Consider the following 16,445-nt stretch of genomic DNA (forward strand, 5'->3'; position numbering starts at 1 on the left):
AATAGGACTACGATCCGGGGTCGTAGGTGACCTGCGTCATGTGGGGTGCTTCACCGTCTCGCTCACGCCGCGGATGCGGCGCCTCACCCAGCGGCACGACGGCTCGTGCCGCCCGTCACACGCCGGGGCCGTCGAATGTGACCGCGGTCTCGAACGCGGCCCGCCGCGTGGCCCGGCGCAGCGCGCGCAGCACCGCCGGGCCGAGGACCAGGGTCAGCAGCACCGTGCAGACGGCCCGTCCCAGATCCCAGCCGAGCGAGGTGGCCAGGCAGTACGCCACGAAGCGGGCCAGGTTCGCGGGGACCGGGGCGTGCGGGTCGAAGGAGATGTTCGAGGCCGCGGCGCCCAGGAAGGGCCAGCCGGCCATGTTCATGAGCGTGCCGTAGGCGAAAGCGGCCAGGAAGCCGTACGAAGCGAGTATCAGCAGCTCGCCCCGGCCACGCAGCCGCACCGGCCCCGGCAGCAGACCGGCGCCCATCGTGAACCAGCCCATCGACAGCATCTGGAACGGCAGCCACGGCCCGACCCCGCCCGTGAGCAGCGCGGACGCGAACATCGTCACCGAGCCCAGCGCGAACCCGAAGCCGGGGCCCAGCACCCGTCCGCTGAGCACCATCAGGAAGAACATCGGCTCGATCCCGGCCGTGCCCGCGCCGATCGGGCGCAGCGCGGCCCCGGTCGCGGCCAGCACGCCCAGCATCGCCACCGCCTTCGGCCCGAGGTCCGACTCCGAGATCGTCGCCGCCACGACCGCGACCAGCAGCACCAGCAGGCCCGCGAAGAGCCAGGGCGCGTCCTGGGCGTGGGCGCTCAGCTGCGCGGTGGGCGGGGCGAGGAAGGGCCAGCCGAAGGCCACCACGCCGACCGCGCTGGTCAGGGCGAGGGCGGCGAGGGCGCGGGGGCCGAGGCGGACGGCCCGGACCCGTGGGGCGGCGCTCATGCCAGCGCCTCCCGCACCTCGGCCACCGTCAGCCACCGCTGCGGGGCCAGGATCTTCGTCACCTGCGGTGCGAAGGAGGGGGAGGACACCACGATCTCGGCCGTCGGGCCGTCCGCGATCACCTCACCCTCGGCGAGCAGCACCACCCGGTGGGCGATCTCGGCGGCCAGCTCCACATCATGCGTGGCCAGCACGATCGCGTGCCCCTCGGCGGCCAGGCCGCGCAGTACGGCCGCCAGGCGGGCCTTGGCCGCGTAGTCCAGGCCGCGCGTCGGCTCGTCCAGCAGGAGCAGGGGAGGGCGGGCGGTCAGCACGACGGCCAGGGCCAGCGCCAGGCACTGGCCCTCGGACAGATCACGGGGATGCGTGTCGTCCGTGATGCCCGGCAGCAGCTCCGACACCAGCCCCCGGCAGGTGCCGGGCTCGGCGCCCGCGTCCCGGTCGGCGGCCGCGCACTCGGCGGCCACCGTGTCGGCGTACAGCAGATCACGCGGGTCCTGCGGGACGAGGCCGACGCGGCGCACGAGTTCGCGGGGCGGGGTGCGGGAGGGGACCGCTCCGCCGACGTGCACCGTGCCGGCGCTGGGCGCCACCAGGCCGACGAGCGAGCCGAGCAGGGTCGACTTCCCGGCGCCATTGCGACCCATGAGCGCGACCGTCTCGCCCGGGGCCACGGTCAGGTCCACATGGTGCAGGGCGTCGACCCGGCCGCGGCGGACGGCCAGGGCGCGGACCTCGGCGATGCGTGTCCGCGGGGGTGCCAGGGTGGCGGGGCGGCGCCGGAAGAGGGAGCGGCGGGCGGTGTCGCCGGCTGCCCGGGGCCGTGGCGGGGCGGGGACGGGTTCGCTCGCCCGCGCCGACGGGACGCCGCCCCCGTCGGGACGGGCACCGCCCCTGCCGACACGCCTGCCCCCGGCTGCGGCGCCGTCGCCTGCGGGTGCTGGTGCGGCTGGGGGTGTGCTTGTGCCGTGGCTGTTCGTGGCCGGCGTGCTGTCGGCTGTGGCGGCTGCGGCCAGGCGGTCTCGTAGGGTGCCCGCGCGGCGGCGGGCGTCTCGGACGGTCAGGGGGAGGGGGGACCAGCCCGCCAGGCGGCCGAGGTCGACCACCGGTGGGCAGACCGGGGACACGGCCATCACCTCGGCCGGGGGGCCGACGATCGGGGCGGAGCCGGGGGCGGGCAGCAGCACGACCCGGTCCGCGTACTGGATCACGCGTTCCAGGCGGTGCTCGGCCAGCAGGACTGTCGTCCCCAGGTCGTGCACCAGCCGCTGGAGCACGGCCAGCACCTCCTCCGCCGCGGCCGGGTCCAGCGCCGAGGTCGGCTCGTCCAGCACGAGCACCTGGGGGTGCGGGGTGAGGACCGAGCCGATCGCGACCCGCTGCCGCTGCCCACCGGACAGCGTGGCGATCGGACGGTCCCGCAGCCCGGCCAGGCCCAGCAGGTCCAGGGTCTCCTCCACCCGGCGCCGCATCACCTCCGGTGCGAGCCCCAACGACTCCATGCCGTAGGCGAGTTCGTCCTCCACGGTGTCCGTCACGAAATGGGCGAGCGGATCCTGCCCCACCGTGCCGACCACATCGGCCAGTTCACGCGGCTTGTGCGTCCGGGTGTCCCGGCCGGCCACCGTGACCCGGCCGCCCAGGGTGCCGCCCGTGAAGTGCGGGACCAGCCCGCTGACCGCGCCGAGGACGGTCGACTTGCCGACCCCGGACGGGCCGACGAGCAGCACCAGTTCACCCTCGGGCACCTCGAAGTCAATGCTCTGGACGGTGGGTTCGGCCGCACCGTCGTACGTCACGCGGACGTCCTCGAAGCGGATCACGACGGCTCCTCGGGAGTCTTGGGGGTCTCGGGCGTCTTGGGGGCATCGGGGGCTGCGGGGGCCTGGGCGGGCTGGGGTACGACGAAGGCGGGCAGCAGGGCGAGCAGGACGGCGGCGGCGGGCCACAGCGGGAGCGTGGGCGCGACCAGCGGGACGACGCCCGGGTGCAGCGCCTCCGGATCGCGGGCGGAGGCGAGCGCGAGCAGCGCGGCGACCGCGGCGCCCGAACCCGCGACCAGCCAGGCCCGTACGCCCCACGGGTCCGGGCGGTACCGGGTACGAAGGGAACGGCGGCCGCCCAGCCGCAGGCCCGCGAGCGCGGCGGCCACCCCGGCGAGCAGCACCGGCAGCCCGTACGTGCCGCCCTCCGCGGTGAGCAGCCCGTACGTCCCCGCGCACACGCCGAGCAGACCGCCGAGAGTCAGCGCGGCCGTCGTACGGCGGACGCGGGCGGGGACGTCGGCCCCGCGGCCGTAACCGCGGGACTCCATCGCGGCGGCGAGCGCGACCGAGCGTTCCAACGCGCCCTCCAGGACCGGCAGCCCGACCTGGAGCAGGCCCCGTAGACCCCGGTCGGGGCGGCCGCGCAGCCGGCGGGCGGCCCGCAGCCGCTGGACGTCGGCGATGAGGTGGGGCGCGAAGGTGAGGGCGACGACGACGGCCACGCCCGTCTCGTACAGCGCGCCGGGGAGGGACTTCAGCAGGCGGGAGGGGCCGGCGAGGGCGTTCGCCGCGCCGACACAGATCAGGAGGGTGGCCAGTTTCAGGCCGTCGTAGGCGGCGAAGACGAGCGCCTCGGCGGTGACCCTGCCGCCCAGGCGGATGCCCTGCGCCCAGTGCGGGAGCGGGACTTCGGGGAGCGTCAGCAGGGTGTGCGTGCCGGGGATGGGGGAGCCCAGCGCCACCGCGAAGACGAGGCGGACGAGGAGGACGGCGAGGGCGAGTTTCGCGAAGGCCGTGTAGGAGCGGGACCAGGGGGTGGGGGAGCGGTGTGTCGCCACCACGTAGGCGGAGGCGGCGATGAGGAGGGCCAGGAGGAGGGGGTTGGTGGTGCGGGTGGCCGCGGTGCCGAGGCCCAGCGACCAGAGCCACCAGGCACCGGGGTGCACCTGTGCGCGGTACCGGTGCGGGGCGGGGGCCGGCTCCGCTCGCCCGCGCCGGCGGGGTGCCGCCCCGGCGGCACGACTGCCCGCGGCTGTGTCCGACCCGCCGCCGCGGTGCCTCGGTGAGGGCGGCGACTGCACCGTCGCAGGGGCGCGGGGAACCGCGCGAGCGGCCACGGCGCAGCCGCACGACCGCCCGCACTCACACGGAATCATTGCGCCGCCGCCGCGCCTGCCACACCGCCGCGCCCGCCAGCAGGGCGACCACTGCGGCGCCGATCGGCAGACCCAGCGACGGCCCGTTGCCGGATTCCCTTTCCTTGCCTTCCCCGGCGGCGCTGCCTTCCTCGGCGGCACTCTCCTTCGTGCCCGCCGCCACCTGTTCCCCGCACCCCTGCTCCGGATACCCGGAGATCGCGCACAGCAGGGCGTTGGTGTCGTAGCGCAGGGGCTTGGCGACGGCCGCCAGGGCGTCGGCCGTCGTCGCGTCCGGCGACACCCGCGCGCACGCCGTACGCCGGCCCGGCGGCGTCTCCCCGGACGGCGCGTCGGCCGGGGTGCCGAAGTCGAGGACCAACGCCACCCGCTTCGTACCCGGTTTCGCCGCCGTGTCCGCGCAGATCGTGGCGAAGTCCGCCGTACCGCGCGGCCGGCTCGCGTCCGCGGAGTCCGCGCTCACCGCGAAGCGGAAGCCCTGGACCGCGCCGTCGTCCGGACGGACGGTCGACGGGCCCTGCGTGGCGTACGTCCAGTGCCCGCCGGCGCGCTCCCAGAACGACCAGTAGCGGTAGCCGGTGGCGCCCGCCCGACCGGCGGACCCGAGGAGCAGCAGCACGGCGGCGAGCACCGGCGCGGCACGGCGGACGGCGGTCACGGCTGCCGCTTCTTCCGGCCGCTGAGCAGGAAGCCGATGCCGATGCCCGCGACGAGGCCGACGCCGACGATCCACCACACGCCGGTGTTCGTGTCGTCGTCGGACGCCTGGGGCTTGTGCGTGGCGGGCTCCTCCAGCCGCGGGGCCGGGCCCTGGGCGTTGAGGGAGCGGACCAGGCTGGTGCCGCCGAAGTCGCCGGGCTGCGCGCCGACCGCGTGCGCGGCGAAAATCAGCTGGGCGTAGGCGGCCGGACCGCTCTGCGTCGCCCACGGGCCGGCGTTCTTCTCCAGCCAGGCGTACGCCTTCTTCGCCTGCTCGGTCCGGCCGTCCGCGGCGAGCGCGACGACCGCGTCCGCCGTGTTGCCGAAGTCCGGCTGGGCCTCGGCGCCGGGCAGGGTGGACTGCAGGTGGCCGGTCTCGGCGACGGCCGACGCCAGGTAGGCGCCGGCGTTGTCCGCCACCTGGGCCGGGGTGAGCCGGCCGGCCCGGGCGCAGGCATCCTTCGCGGGGGCCTTGCCGGCCTTTGCCACGAAGCCCTTGCCGAGCGCGCCCAGCAGGCCCGCCGCCGTCGCGTCCGCGTTGGGAAGCAGCTTGCCCTTCTTGTCCGGCTGGTAGGCGAGGGCGCCGCCGCCGTCCTGGTCGCAGGGGATGGACCAGGCGGGCAGCGCGTCGTAGGGGGACTTGCCCGCCTTGCGGACGTCCGCCGGGTCGGTGCCGGCCGCGGACAGCGCGCCGATGACGACGGAGGTGGAGTTGGTGTCGCTGGGGCCGCCCGGGTAGTAGCCCCAGCCGCCGTCCTCGTTCTGCACGGACTTCAGCCAGTCCACCGCTTTGATGGCCGCGCCGCCGCGCCCGCCGACCGCGTGCAGCGCCTGGACGGCGGCGGCCGTGCTGTTGGTGTCCGGCTTGACCGTGCTGTCGCAGGCCTTGGCGGGGGCGGGGCGGAAGGCGGCGAAGGCGCCGTTCGCGCACTGCTGTCCGGTGAGCCAGTCCACGGCCCCGGTGGCCGGGCGGTAGCCGAGCGTGCGCTGGGCGAGCAGCGTCAGCGACTGGCGCCACACGCCGTCGTAGGTCGGGTCCGCCTTGCCGTACAGGCCGGCCGGGATCGTCACCTTCCCAGACGGAGTCGGGGACGGGTCGGCGGCCGTGGCGGGTGCGGCGGCGGCCAGCACGCCTACGGCGGCGAGAGCCGCGGCACTGCGGCGTACGTTCATGGTCGGCGACTGCCTCTCCTGCGGGGAACCGGCAGCGCACGGGAGACACCCCGGGCGGCTCGGCTCCGTAGACCTCGACGGTGCCGTGCGCGGCGGGCCGCGGCGCACGTGAGCCGGTCAACGTCCCGTCCGGGGCGGTCCGGCTCACCGTCCGGGACGGCTCACGGTTGCGGGTCAGCGCCGGAATTGCACCGGCTTCCCCCCGTACGGGTGTGATGACGACTCCGCCACTTTACCGGCAGCCCCGCGCGGCCCGAGGGGTGGCCGTGGGCACAGCGGGCCGGTGACCAGGGTCACGGCCGTGACGGTGCCGGGAAGGCCGCCACCACGCGGGGGTGCCGCGCCGAGCGCGCGTTTCGGTCACCCGCCGGGCCGCGCCGCACCCCGTTTCCGCTGAACGTCCCTTTCCTCCCGTGCTCGGCCCCTGGGTGAAGCTGGCCGAAGCGGCGGGGAGTTGGCATATTGGCGATCAGACGCGGCCCGTGCGGTCGCGTCGAGCAGCGGCACGCCGACCGACCGCCGCTCCCATGTCAGCCGAAGGCCTTCGGGGGAATGGTGCGCACAACCAGGAAGATGCGCCGGTTCGCCAACCTGCTCATCGATCCCCTCAGGGTTCCGATTCCCGCGGATCCCGGCGATCTTCTCGCTGCCCTGGTCGAGTCCGCCTCCCGCTGGCGAGGCCGCCCCATCGTCGTCCACCAGGCCAACTTCCCGCCGCACACCTCCGCAACCGGACTGTGGATCGAGCGCGGCACGAGCGACGACATCATCATCGAGGCCGACGCACCGCCCTGGATGAAACTCGTGATCCTCGGCCACGAGTTGTGGCACATGGCCGACGACGACCCGACCCACCTGGCCGCACACGCCGAGCACGCCATCCCGTCGGCGGCCGGCGACACCTCCCGGCCGACCGCCGCCCGCACCCGGTTCCTGGAAGCCGCCGAACAGCGAGCCGACCTGTTCGGCATGCTGATCGGCGACCGGCTGCGCCCCTGGCTGAAAGCGGCCCCCGACTCCGTCTACGCGGCACAGACCCCCGCCAACGACGACCTCGCAGGACGCATCGGGGCGGCGCTCAACTACCGCGGGGCCCAGAGGTGAGTGACCTGATCAACTACGTGAGCTGCGGGCTGCTCTGGCTGAGCCTGCTGGCCAAGGCGCCCGACCTCGTCCGCAGATGGCGTGACCCCTTCCTGCTGGCCATCAGCAGCGTCCTGGCCTTCGCCTCGCTGTGCTTCCTCTTCGGCGCCCCGCGCACGGTCGGGTTCATCAACGAAGTCAGCGGCATACCCAACCTCGCCGCTCCGCTGACCTACGCGGCCATCACCGCCTACGGCGCCGCGTCCCTCGTCCTCGTCGTGAGCTGGCGCGGCGGCCCGGGCGCGACCCGCGCCGTCCGGCGCTGGGTCATCGGATACTGGGCCGTGCTCGCCTGCATCGCGGCCCTGTTCGTCCTGGGCGACGCGTCGGTGGAACGCCGCACGGACTTCGACACCTACTACGCCACCACGCCGTACATCGCCGAGATGATCGTCCTGTACCTCGTCGGGCACTTCACCGCCGTCGCCGTCACCGCGTACCGCTCGCTCACCTGGGCCCGCCAACTGAACGGCGCCCTGCGGGCGGGGCTGGTGACCATGGGAGTGGGGACCGTCGTCGGCGCGGGTTACAGCGCCTCCAAGCTCGTGGCCGTGATCGCCCGCTGGTGCGGACGCGACTGGTCCGTCCTCGGTACGACGCTCTCGCCGGCCTGCGCCGGACTGGGGGCGGTGCTGACCGTCGTGGGCACCGTGATCCCGCTGGTCGGCCCCTTCCTGGCGACACGCGCGCGATGCTGGCGGGCGTACGCGCGGCTGGGCCCGCTGGAACAGGAACTGACGGGGCTTCTGCGGAGCGAGTACCTGAGCGTTCCGCGCCCCTTCTGGCCCTCGCCCACCCGCCGGCTGACCTGGCGGCAGAGCACCATCTACAACGGACTGCGCTACCTGGAGCGGTACTTCGACCAGGGGCTGTACCGGCAGACGTACGCCGACCGGCTGCGTGCGACCGGCGACCGGCACCAGGCGGAGGCCGCCGCCTGGGCCACGGCCATCACCGCCGCGACCCGGACCGTGAGCGACCGCGGACCCGGGCTCGCGGTCGCCGACGACGCGGCACCGCTCCCGGAACGCCCCGACCTCCCGGCTCTCCTCCGCATCGCCGACGCACTCGCCGAGAGCCATGGCGAGCGCGCCCTGGCCATGTGCTGAACGGAGCTTCCGACCCATGAGCCTTGTCGTGTACTCGGCGGCCTGCCTGTTCGCCATGACCGCCCTGCTCCTCTTCCGCAGGCCGCGGGTCGCCCTGAGCGATCCCCTGACCGCCTCCACCTGCGTCTCGATCTTCCTCGGCGGACTGTGCTTCTTCTGCTCGGCCCCCGTCACCCTGGCCGCGGTGAACGGGCTCACCGGCACGCCCAACTTCGGCGCGCCGATGACCTACAGCGTCATCTCCGCGTACAGCGCCTCCCTGCTGATCCTCCTGATCAACTGGCGCGGTGGCCCCGCCGACCAGGTCAGGCGCTGGGTCGTACGCGTCGCCACGGTGTACAGCCTGCTGATCGTCGCCATCATCACGCTGTTCGCCCTGGCGAGCGCGCCGGTCGAGCGACTGAGGGACCTCGACACCTACTACGCGAACACGCCGTTCATGCGCGAGATGATCGTTCTCTATCTCTTCGGGCACGGCGCCTGCGCACTGATCACGTGCTACGTGTGTCTGCGATGGTCGCGCGAGGTCACCGGCATTCTCCGGGTGGGCCTGCGGCTCATCATGGCGGGACTGGTCGTCGACGTGATCGGTTTCGAATGCGCGAAGATCACCGCGGTCATCGCCCGATGGGCCGCGCACGACCTGGACCGGCTGTCCACCGACGTCGCTCCGCCGGCCTCCGCCCTGGGAGCCCTGGTCTGCAGCGCGGGCTTCGCGCTGCCCCGGCTCCTGCCCGCGGCCCTGGCCCAGTGGCACAGCATCTGGGACTACCGGGCGCTGGCCCCGCTCTGGGCCGAACTTCAGGCGGTGCCGACCGCCCCCAAGCCCGCGCCGCCGCGCTGGCAACTGCCGCGCGGCCGGCTGTACTACCGCGAGGTGCGGATCCTCGACGCCCTGCTCGCCCTGCAGTCCCGCTGCGACGGCCGGGTCCGGGAGATGGCCTACCGGCAGGCCCGCACGCAGGGAAGCGCACCCGGCGAGGCCCACTTCATCGCGGCCGCCGCCATGGTCGTCGACGCCGCCCACCAGGCCCGGCAACCGCAGCCGCCCCTGGGCCCCGAGTCGGCGGGAACGTCCCGCCTGCACACCGCCGTGTTCTCCGACACGGGCGAACTGGTGCAACTGTCTCGGGCGTTGGCCAGGTCACCCGTCGTCAGAGCAGCTCGCGAGGGTGCGGCGCGAGCCGCCCGGAGCTGAAGGAAGAGAGCCGTGATGTCACCCGGAACCGTCGTTGTCGGAAGAGAGCCGTGATGCCGTCCAGAGCTGTTGTCATAGGTGCCGGACCGGCCGGCATGCTCGCCGCCGCGGCCTTGGCGAAGGCCGTGGACCACGTGGTCGTGCTCGACCGCGACGAACTGCCCGACACTCCCGAGCACCGCCGGGGCGTGCCCCAGGGCCACCACGCGCACCTGCTCATGCCCGGTGGTCTGGAGGCCATGGAGCGGCTTCTCCCCCAGGCGGAGCTGCGCAAGCACCTGCTGGCCGCCGGCGCCAGGGAACTGGCGCTGAGTTCCGGCATGCTGGCCCACACGCCCGCGGGCTGGTTCCGGCGCTGGCGGCACCACACCTACGTCACGATCACCTGCAGCAGGCCCCTGCTGGACTGGGTCGTCCGCAAGGCGGTACTGGGCAGCCACGCCAACGTCGAGGTCCACCGGGCCCAGGTCACCGGACTGCACGGCAGCTCACGCCGGGTGCTCGGGGTGCGCCTCGAGTCCGGTACCGATGCCGGTCTCGACCCCGCCCTCCTGGCCGGCCACGGCCTCCGCCCGGCCGCCGCCGGGCGTTCGGGCCACCTCGACGCCGACTGGGTGGTGGACGCCGGCGGCCGGGGGACCCGCGTCGTGGCCTGGCTCGCGGAGCTCGGCATCCACGACATCCGCGAGAAGACCGTCGACTCCGGCCTGGCCAACGCCACCCGCGTCTATCGCACACCGCCCGGCGCGCGGGACTGGCCGCTGACCCTGATCCAGCCCGACCCCTACAGCGGCCGGCCCGGACGCAGCGGCATGATCGTGCCCATCGAGAACGACCAGTGGATGGTCAGCCTCGGCGGCATGCGCGGCAGTGAACCCCCGAAAGACCCCGACGCCTTCCTCGAGTACGCCCTCGGCCTCCCCAGCCCCCTGGTGGGCCGGCTCATCGCCGACGCCGAGCCGCTCACCCAGGTCTTCACCAGCCGCAGCACCAGCAACTCGCGCCGTTACCTGGAGAAGGCCCGCGTGTGGCCCGACGGCTTCCTCGCCCTCGGCGACGCCGCGGCCACGTTCAACCCGCTGTACGGCCAGGGCATGTCGGTCGCCGCACTCGGGGCCGGGTCCCTGGCCGAGGCGCTGGAGAAGGGCGACATCCACACGCCCGGCCTGGCCCGCAAGGTCCAGCGCGCGATGGCCCGCTCCGTGGAGGCGGCCTGGGCCATGGCCGTCGGTACGGACGTCCTCTACCCCGGAGTGGACGGCGGCAGCCCAACGGTCGCCGACCGGCTCGCCGCGGGATACTCGCGGCGGCTCACCAGGGCGGCGACCGGCTCGTACACGGCGGCATCCGCCCTGTGGGACGTCACCTGCCTCCGCACGGGCCCGACCCGCCTGATGCGCCCGGACGCCCTGCTGTCCGCCCTCACCGGCCCTCCGCTGCCGCCCCTCGCGGGCCCACCGCTGACCTCCACCGAACGCGCCTTCCTGTCGACCCTGGACTGAAGGGAGCTCCGGGCCGTACGAGACCGCCGTCGCCGCCTCCGCGGCGGCCGGCAGGACGTCTCCACCGCCAGGCAGGTCACCGGGTCGCTCCCGGTGACCTGTTCGGCGCGACCCCGCTCCACCAGGCGGCGCAGGTGGGACTCGACCTCGCGGACGGCGGTCGGTGAAGGCGTCCCTGAGTAGACGGGAATCGTCACGGTGCGCCGGTGATGACGCCCAGAACCTCGATCATGCGCCGCAGGTTGCGCCCGAAGGCGATCGTCAACGCGCCGGCCACGATCAGGGGATAGACGATCGACTCCGCGGACTCCGGCACGACGCCCATGAGAGCCAGCCCCGTCACGGCCACGACGGCCACCGTCAGCGCCAGCAGCCACCGCACCACTTCCCGGTCGGGCAGCGGCTGGACATCGCGCAGGGCGGTTTCGTCGAGCAGCGCACCCAGCCGGGCGTGACAGTACCGGTCGGAGATGGTCAGCAACGCGTCGGCCAGGTCCCTCAGCGCCTGATCGGGCTCGTGGTCGAGCCGGGCGTCCAGGGCCCGCAGCGCTGCCGAGACATGCCGTGCGTGTCGCTTGAGCACCTTCCGCCGGTGCGATACGCGGGGTACCGATCCCCGGCTGCGGTGCGCGTCCGACAAGCTCCGCAACACCGCTTTCAGCCGCCTGGACACCGCTCTCAAAGCCACGGCCTTCTCCTCGCCTCCCGTACGCCGGGCCTGCGCGCACGCGTGGATGACATTCGCGCACTGCATGACCAGCGCATAGCGACGGGCCACGAAGAACCAGGAGACCCACACCGTCCGCCGCGACGCCCCCGACTCCACGAGGGCGGCGAGCAGCCACACACACCCCATACCGCAATAGGCGGCCAGGAGCGCGATGTTGAGGGCGGTCGCCCAGGGGCCGGGCATCCAATCAGGCCAGAGGTGGGCCCAGTCGTGCTCCAGCAAGGGGTTGGCCTCGTCCTGCGGGAAATAGAGAGCCAGGAGGGGTACGTACTTGGGGAAGCCGAAGCCGGTTCTGGCCGCCAGGTACCACCCGAGGGGGGCGGCCCCCAGGACGGCGAGCGTGGCCAGGCCCATGAGGGCCAGACGTGTCCAGCGGCGAAAGTGGGCGCGCCGTCGCAGTGCCACGCGGACGCGGAGGGGAACCGGACGGCGAATGCCCAACTCGTCGAGATCTTCGGCGATGCGCGTCAGGTCCTGGGAGCTGAGCGACAGCAGGCCCGCACGCGTGTGTCTCGACGCGTGCACCGTGCGTTGCCCGGGGAACGGCGCCGCCCCGCCAGGCCCTGTCGGAGTGCCGGTCGTCATGGCGTGGATAGTGCCATGGGAACCGCCCGCCAGGCGCTGGGTCCGGCCGGTTCCACCGGAACCGGCGTCTGCTGCTGACGCGGCGTCAGAATCAGGCACTGGCCGACCGGGGCCGGACACCCCTCGAGGAGGCCGGCGAGCGGACACCGCCGGCTCAGCGCGAACCGCCCGGCTCCGTCAGGTCGATCAGCCGGCAGACCGTTTCGATGTCCGTCTTCACCTGGGCGATGGAGGCCCTGCCGGACAGCCAGGTGATGAGGGCCGAGTGCCAGGTGTGCTCGATGACCCGGACCGCCGAGAGCTGCTCGGGGGTCGGGTGCTCCAGCCCCATCGCGTCCAGGATGATCGCGGTCGTCTGCCGGGACACCTGGTCGACCTCGGGGGAGACGCTGCGGTCGGCGAAGGTGAGGGCGCGGACCATCGCGTCGGCCAGGTGCGGCTCGCGCTGCAGGGCGCGGAAGGCCCGCATCAGGGTCTCCGCGACCCGTTCGGCCGCCGTGTCGCCGGCCGGGGGCTTCTTGCGGAGGGTGCCGTGCAGGTGCTCCAACTGGTCCTGCATGGTGGCGACCAGCAGATGCACCTTGGACGGGAAGTACCGGTACAGCGTGCCGAGGGCCACCTGGGAGGACTCGGCGACCTCGCGCATCTGCACGGCGTCGAAACCACCCCGGCCGGCCAGTTGGGCGCTCGCGTGCAGGATCCTGCGGCGGCGGGCCTCCTGCCGCTCGGTGAGCGGGGAGGAGGGTCGGTCCGCACTGGCTCCCGGTGTGGATTCCGCAGGCATGGGTCCCGTTCCGTGACAGTCGGTGAGGGTGTCTGTAGGACTCGTGATCAGACACCTCGGCAGGGCGGCGCGCCGTGGCGCGAATCACCTGATCCACTGCTCACAGCGCCCCTACCTGCCGGTAGATTCATAGCCTCTTGAACGATCAAGTCTGAAACTTGTTCTAGATTAGCGTCCCGTCGTAGTCTCGCGGGACAGTGCAGGCAGAAGGGGGCACGGAGTGACCGCTGAGGCCCGGAAAGCGGGTGCCCAGGAGGACCCCGCATCCGACGGCGAGCGACCGCTCGACATCGCGCTCCTCACCTACAAAGGGAACCCGTTCTGCGGCGGCCAGGGCGTCTACGTACGGCATCTCTCGCGTGAGCTGGCCCGACTCGGGCACCGGGTGGAGGTCATCGGCTCCCAGCCGTACCCCGTCCTCGACGAGGGCTACCCCGGCCTCACCCTGACCGAGCTGCCCAGCCTCGACCTCTACCGCCAGCCCGACCCCTTCCGCACCCCGAAGCGGGACGAGTACCGGGACTGGATCGACGCCCTCGAAGTGGCGACCATGTGGACCGGCGGCTTTCCCGAGCCGCTGACCTTCTCGCTGCGCGCCCGCCGCCATCTGCGCGCCCGCCGCGGCGAGTTCGACGTCGTCCACGACAACCAGACCCTCGGCTACGGCCTGTTGGGTGACGTCGGCGCGCCCCTGGTCACCACGATCCACCACCCCATCACCGTCGACCGGCAGCTGGAGCTGGACGCGGCCGACACCTGGCAGCGCCGCTACTCGGTGCGCCGCTGGTACGCCTTCACCCGGATGCAGAAGCGCGTCGCCCGCCGACTGCCCTCGGTCCTCACCGTCTCCGGCACCTCCCGGCAGGAGATCGTGGACCACCTCGGCGTCCGCGACGACCGCATCCACGTCGTCCACATCGGCGCCGACACCGACCTGTTCGCGCCGGATCCGGCCGTCCCCCAGGTCCCCGGCCGGATCGTCACCACCTCCAGCGCCGATGTCCCCCTCAAGGGCCTGGTCTTCCTCGTGGAGGCGCTGGCGAAGGTGCGCACCGAGCACCCGGCCGCCCATCTCGTCGTCGTCGGCAAACGCCCGACCGAGGGCCCGGTCGCCCAGGCCGTCGAGCGCTACGGCCTCGAGGGCGCCGTCGAGTTCGTCAAGGGCATCTCCGACGCCGAACTGGTCGACCTGATCCGCTCGGCCGAGGTCGCCTGCGTGCCCTCCCTGTACGAGGGTTTCTCGCTGCCCGCCGCCGAGGCCATGGCCACCGGCACCCCGCTGGTCGCCACCACCGGCGGCGCCATCCCCGAGGTCGCCGGCCGCGACGGCGAGACCTGCCTGGCCGTGCCGCCCGGCGACGCGGGGGCGCTGGCCGCGGGGCTCGGCCGGCTGCTGGGGGACCCCGAGCTGCGGGCGCGCCTCGGCGCGGCGGGCCGTGAGCGGGTGCTGCGCCACTTCACCTGGGCCCGGGCCGCGGAGGGGACGGTGGCCCGCTACCGCGAGGCGATCGGCCGGTCCGCGACCCAGAACCCCGGCCGTCCGGCGGCCGCGGCGACCGTTGCAGGAATCTCTCCCGAAAGCAGGGCCACGTGCTGACCGTCGACTTCTCCCGGTTCCCGCTCGCCCCCGGCGACCGAGTCCTGGACCTCGGCTGCGGGGCCGGCCGGCACGCCTTCGAGTGTTACCGGCGCGGCGCCCAGGTCGTGGCCCTCGACCAGAACGGCGAGGAGATCCGCGAGGTCGCAAAGTGGTTCGCGGCGATGAAGGAGGCCGGCGAGGCCCCCGAGGGCGCCACCGCGACGGCGATGGAGGGCGACGCGCTGGCCCTGCCCTTCCCGGACGAGTCCTTCGACGTCGTCATCATCTCCGAGGTCATGGAGCACATCCCCGACGACAAGGGCGTGCTCGCCGAGATGGTCCGGGTGCTCAAGCCGGGCGGCCGTATCGCCGTCACCGTGCCGCGCTACGGCCCCGAGAAGGTCTGCTGGGCGCTGTCCGACGCCTACCACGAGGTCGAGGGCGGCCACATCCGCATCTACAAGGCCGACGAGCTGGTCGCGAAGATCCGCGAGGCGGGCCTGAAGCCCTACGGCAGCCACCACGCGCACGCCCTGCACTCGCCGTACTGGTGGCTGAAGTGCGCCTTCGGCGTCGACAACGACAAGGCGCTGCCCGTGCGGGCGTACCACAAGCTGCTGGTCTGGGACATCATGAAGAAGCCGCTCGCCACCCGGGTCGCCGAGCAGGCGCTGAACCCGCTGATCGGCAAGAGCTTCGTGGTCTACGCGACCAAGCCGCACCTGCCCCGTCTTTCCGAGGCGGACGCCACGTGACCACCCCCCGGACAGAACACCTCGTCCTGCCCGGGGTCCTCACCGCCGAGCAGGCCGCCGCGACCGTCCGCGGCATCCTCGCCGCGCAGCGGGAGGACGGCGCGATCCCGTGGTTCCGTGGGCACCACCTCGACCCGTGGGACCACACCGAGGCCGCCATGGCCCTGGACGCGGCCGGCGAGCACGAGGCCGCCGAGCGGGCGTACACCTGGCTCGCCGCCCACCAGAACGAGGACGGCTCCTGGTACGCCGCGTACGCCGACGGCGCCCATGACGACGTCACCGACCGCGCCCGCGAGTCGAACTTCGTCGCCTACATAGCCGTCGGCGTCTGGCACCACTACCTCTCCACCGGCGACGACACGTTCCTGGACCGCATGTGGCCGTGCGTCTACGCGGCCGTCGAGTGGGTGCTGCGGCTGCAGCAGCCCGGCGGGCAGATCGGCTGGCGCCGCGAGGACGACGGCACGGCGACGACGGACGCGCTGCTGACGGGCAGCTCCTCCATCCACCACGCCCTGCGCTGCGCGCTGGCGATCGCCGAGGAACGCGAAGAACCGCAGCCGGACTGGGAGTTGGCGGTCGGCGCGCTGCGGCACGCCATCCGCCTGCACCCCGAGCGCTTTCTGGACAAGGACCGCTACTCGATGGACTGGTACTACCCGGTCCTCGGCGGCGCGCTGACCGGCGCGGAGGCCAAGGCGCGCATCGAGGAGTCCTGGGACCGGTTCGTCGTCCCCGGTCTCGGCGTGCGCTGCGTGGTCCCCAACCCGTGGGTGACCGGCGGCGAGTCCAGCGAGCTGGCCCTGGCCCTGTGGGCGGTGGGCGAGTCCGACCGCGCCCTGGAGATCCTGCAGTCGATCCAGCACCTGCGCGATCCCGGGTCCGGCCTGTACTGGACGGGCTACGTGTTCGAGGACGGCGCGATCTGGCCCCGCGAGCTGACCACCTGGACGGCCGGCTCGCTCCTCCTCGCCGTGGGGGCCCCCCGCGGGCCCCCCCCCCCCCGCGCGGGGGGGGGGGGGGCCCCCCCCCCCCCCCCCCGGGCCCCCCCGCGCGTGCCCGACGGGGGGCCCGGGGGGCCTCGCGCCGGGGGCCCGGGGCGG

Annotated in this window: 14 protein-coding genes and 1 riboswitch; of the genes, 7 read left to right on the forward strand and 7 right to left on the reverse strand. The window is 73.7% G+C overall.

The features are described from left to right. Positions 1-115 precede the first annotated feature (115 nt). From ACGFRF_RS29650 to ACGFRF_RS29670, 5 genes are read right to left on the reverse strand one after another with little or no spacing between them, the layout of a single operon-like run. Positions 116-940 carry an ECF transporter S component gene (locus tag ACGFRF_RS29650; protein WP_393745089.1) on the reverse strand — a complete coding sequence of 275 codons (825 nt, stop codon included), beginning with the start codon at positions 938-940 and terminating at the stop codon, positions 116-118. Continuing rightward, positions 937-2,763 (reverse strand): ABC transporter ATP-binding protein, encoded by a 1,827-nt coding sequence (locus tag ACGFRF_RS29655; protein WP_393745091.1) that lies wholly within the window; start codon positions 2,761-2,763, stop codon positions 937-939. The genes ACGFRF_RS29650 and ACGFRF_RS29655 overlap by 4 nt, the downstream gene beginning before the upstream one ends. Further along, on the reverse strand, positions 2,760-4,082 hold the full coding sequence (locus ACGFRF_RS29660; protein WP_393745093.1) for a CbiQ family ECF transporter T component: 1,323 nt from the start codon (positions 4,080-4,082) through the stop codon (positions 2,760-2,762). The genes ACGFRF_RS29655 and ACGFRF_RS29660 overlap by 4 nt, the downstream gene beginning before the upstream one ends. Beyond that, positions 4,069-4,740, reverse strand: a complete 672-nt coding sequence (locus tag ACGFRF_RS29665) for an SCO2322 family protein (protein WP_393745095.1) — start codon at positions 4,738-4,740, stop codon at positions 4,069-4,071. Before ACGFRF_RS29665 ends, ACGFRF_RS29660 begins: the two co-directional genes overlap by 14 nt. Continuing rightward, complete coding sequence (locus ACGFRF_RS29670; protein ID WP_393745097.1) at positions 4,737-5,954, reverse strand: prenyltransferase/squalene oxidase repeat-containing protein; 1,218 nt, start codon at positions 5,952-5,954, stop codon at positions 4,737-4,739. The genes ACGFRF_RS29665 and ACGFRF_RS29670 overlap by 4 nt, the downstream gene beginning before the upstream one ends. 115 nt (positions 5,955-6,069) lie before the next feature. Then, positions 6,070-6,196: riboswitch (cobalamin riboswitch) on the reverse strand. A 310-nt stretch (positions 6,197-6,506) separates the two neighbouring features. Here ACGFRF_RS29670 and ACGFRF_RS29675 point away from each other — a divergent pair. The 4 genes from ACGFRF_RS29675 to ACGFRF_RS29690 are packed head-to-tail and all read left to right on the forward strand — an operon-like array spanning position 6,507 to position 10,906. After that, on the forward strand, positions 6,507-7,058 hold the full coding sequence (locus tag ACGFRF_RS29675; RefSeq protein ID WP_393745099.1) for a toxin: 552 nt from the start codon (positions 6,507-6,509) through the stop codon (positions 7,056-7,058). Beyond that, complete coding sequence (locus ACGFRF_RS29680) at positions 7,055-8,206, forward strand: MAB_1171c family putative transporter (protein ID WP_393745101.1); 1,152 nt, start codon at positions 7,055-7,057, stop codon at positions 8,204-8,206. Before ACGFRF_RS29675 ends, ACGFRF_RS29680 begins: the two co-directional genes overlap by 4 nt. A 16-nt stretch (positions 8,207-8,222) precedes the next feature. Further along, the gene (locus tag ACGFRF_RS29685; RefSeq protein WP_393745103.1) at positions 8,223-9,404 is read left to right on the forward strand and encodes an MAB_1171c family putative transporter; all 1,182 of its coding nucleotides are present in this window, start codon (positions 8,223-8,225) and stop codon (positions 9,402-9,404) included. A 53-nt stretch (positions 9,405-9,457) separates the two neighbouring features. Then, the gene (locus tag ACGFRF_RS29690) at positions 9,458-10,906 is read left to right on the forward strand and encodes an NAD(P)/FAD-dependent oxidoreductase (protein ID WP_393745105.1); all 1,449 of its coding nucleotides are present in this window, start codon (positions 9,458-9,460) and stop codon (positions 10,904-10,906) included. Positions 10,907-11,099: 193 nt separating this feature from the next. Here the strand turns inward: ACGFRF_RS29690 and ACGFRF_RS29695 are convergent, their stop codons facing one another. Together ACGFRF_RS29695 and ACGFRF_RS29700 are read right to left on the reverse strand one after the other, a co-directional pair. Further along, entirely contained in the window at positions 11,100-12,221 is a 1,122-nt protein-coding gene (locus ACGFRF_RS29695; protein WP_393745107.1) for a hypothetical protein, read from the reverse strand. Positions 12,222-12,375: 154 nt separating this feature from the next. Next, the gene (locus ACGFRF_RS29700; RefSeq protein ID WP_393745109.1) at positions 12,376-13,005 is read right to left on the reverse strand and encodes a TetR family transcriptional regulator; all 630 of its coding nucleotides are present in this window, start codon (positions 13,003-13,005) and stop codon (positions 12,376-12,378) included. A gap of 220 nt (positions 13,006-13,225) precedes the next feature. On the opposite strand from ACGFRF_RS29700, the gene ACGFRF_RS29705 reads away from it, so the two are divergent. From ACGFRF_RS29705 to ACGFRF_RS29715, 3 genes are all read left to right on the forward strand, one after another. Beyond that, a complete protein-coding gene (locus tag ACGFRF_RS29705; RefSeq protein ID WP_393745111.1) occupies positions 13,226-14,602 on the forward strand; it encodes a glycosyltransferase family 4 protein in 1,377 nt (458 codons plus the stop codon). Then, the gene (locus tag ACGFRF_RS29710; RefSeq protein ID WP_393745113.1) at positions 14,596-15,339 is read left to right on the forward strand and encodes a class I SAM-dependent methyltransferase; all 744 of its coding nucleotides are present in this window, start codon (positions 14,596-14,598) and stop codon (positions 15,337-15,339) included. Before ACGFRF_RS29705 ends, ACGFRF_RS29710 begins: the two co-directional genes overlap by 7 nt. Beyond that, positions 15,336-16,445 (forward strand): prenyltransferase/squalene oxidase repeat-containing protein (locus ACGFRF_RS29715; protein WP_393745114.1); only part of this gene is annotated, 1,110 nt, incomplete at its 3' end. The genes ACGFRF_RS29710 and ACGFRF_RS29715, both read left to right, overlap by 4 nt.

This window comes from Streptomyces sp. NPDC048521 (assembly GCF_043199855.1).
In the GTDB taxonomy this organism is placed as follows: domain Bacteria; phylum Actinomycetota; class Actinomycetes; order Streptomycetales; family Streptomycetaceae; genus Streptomyces.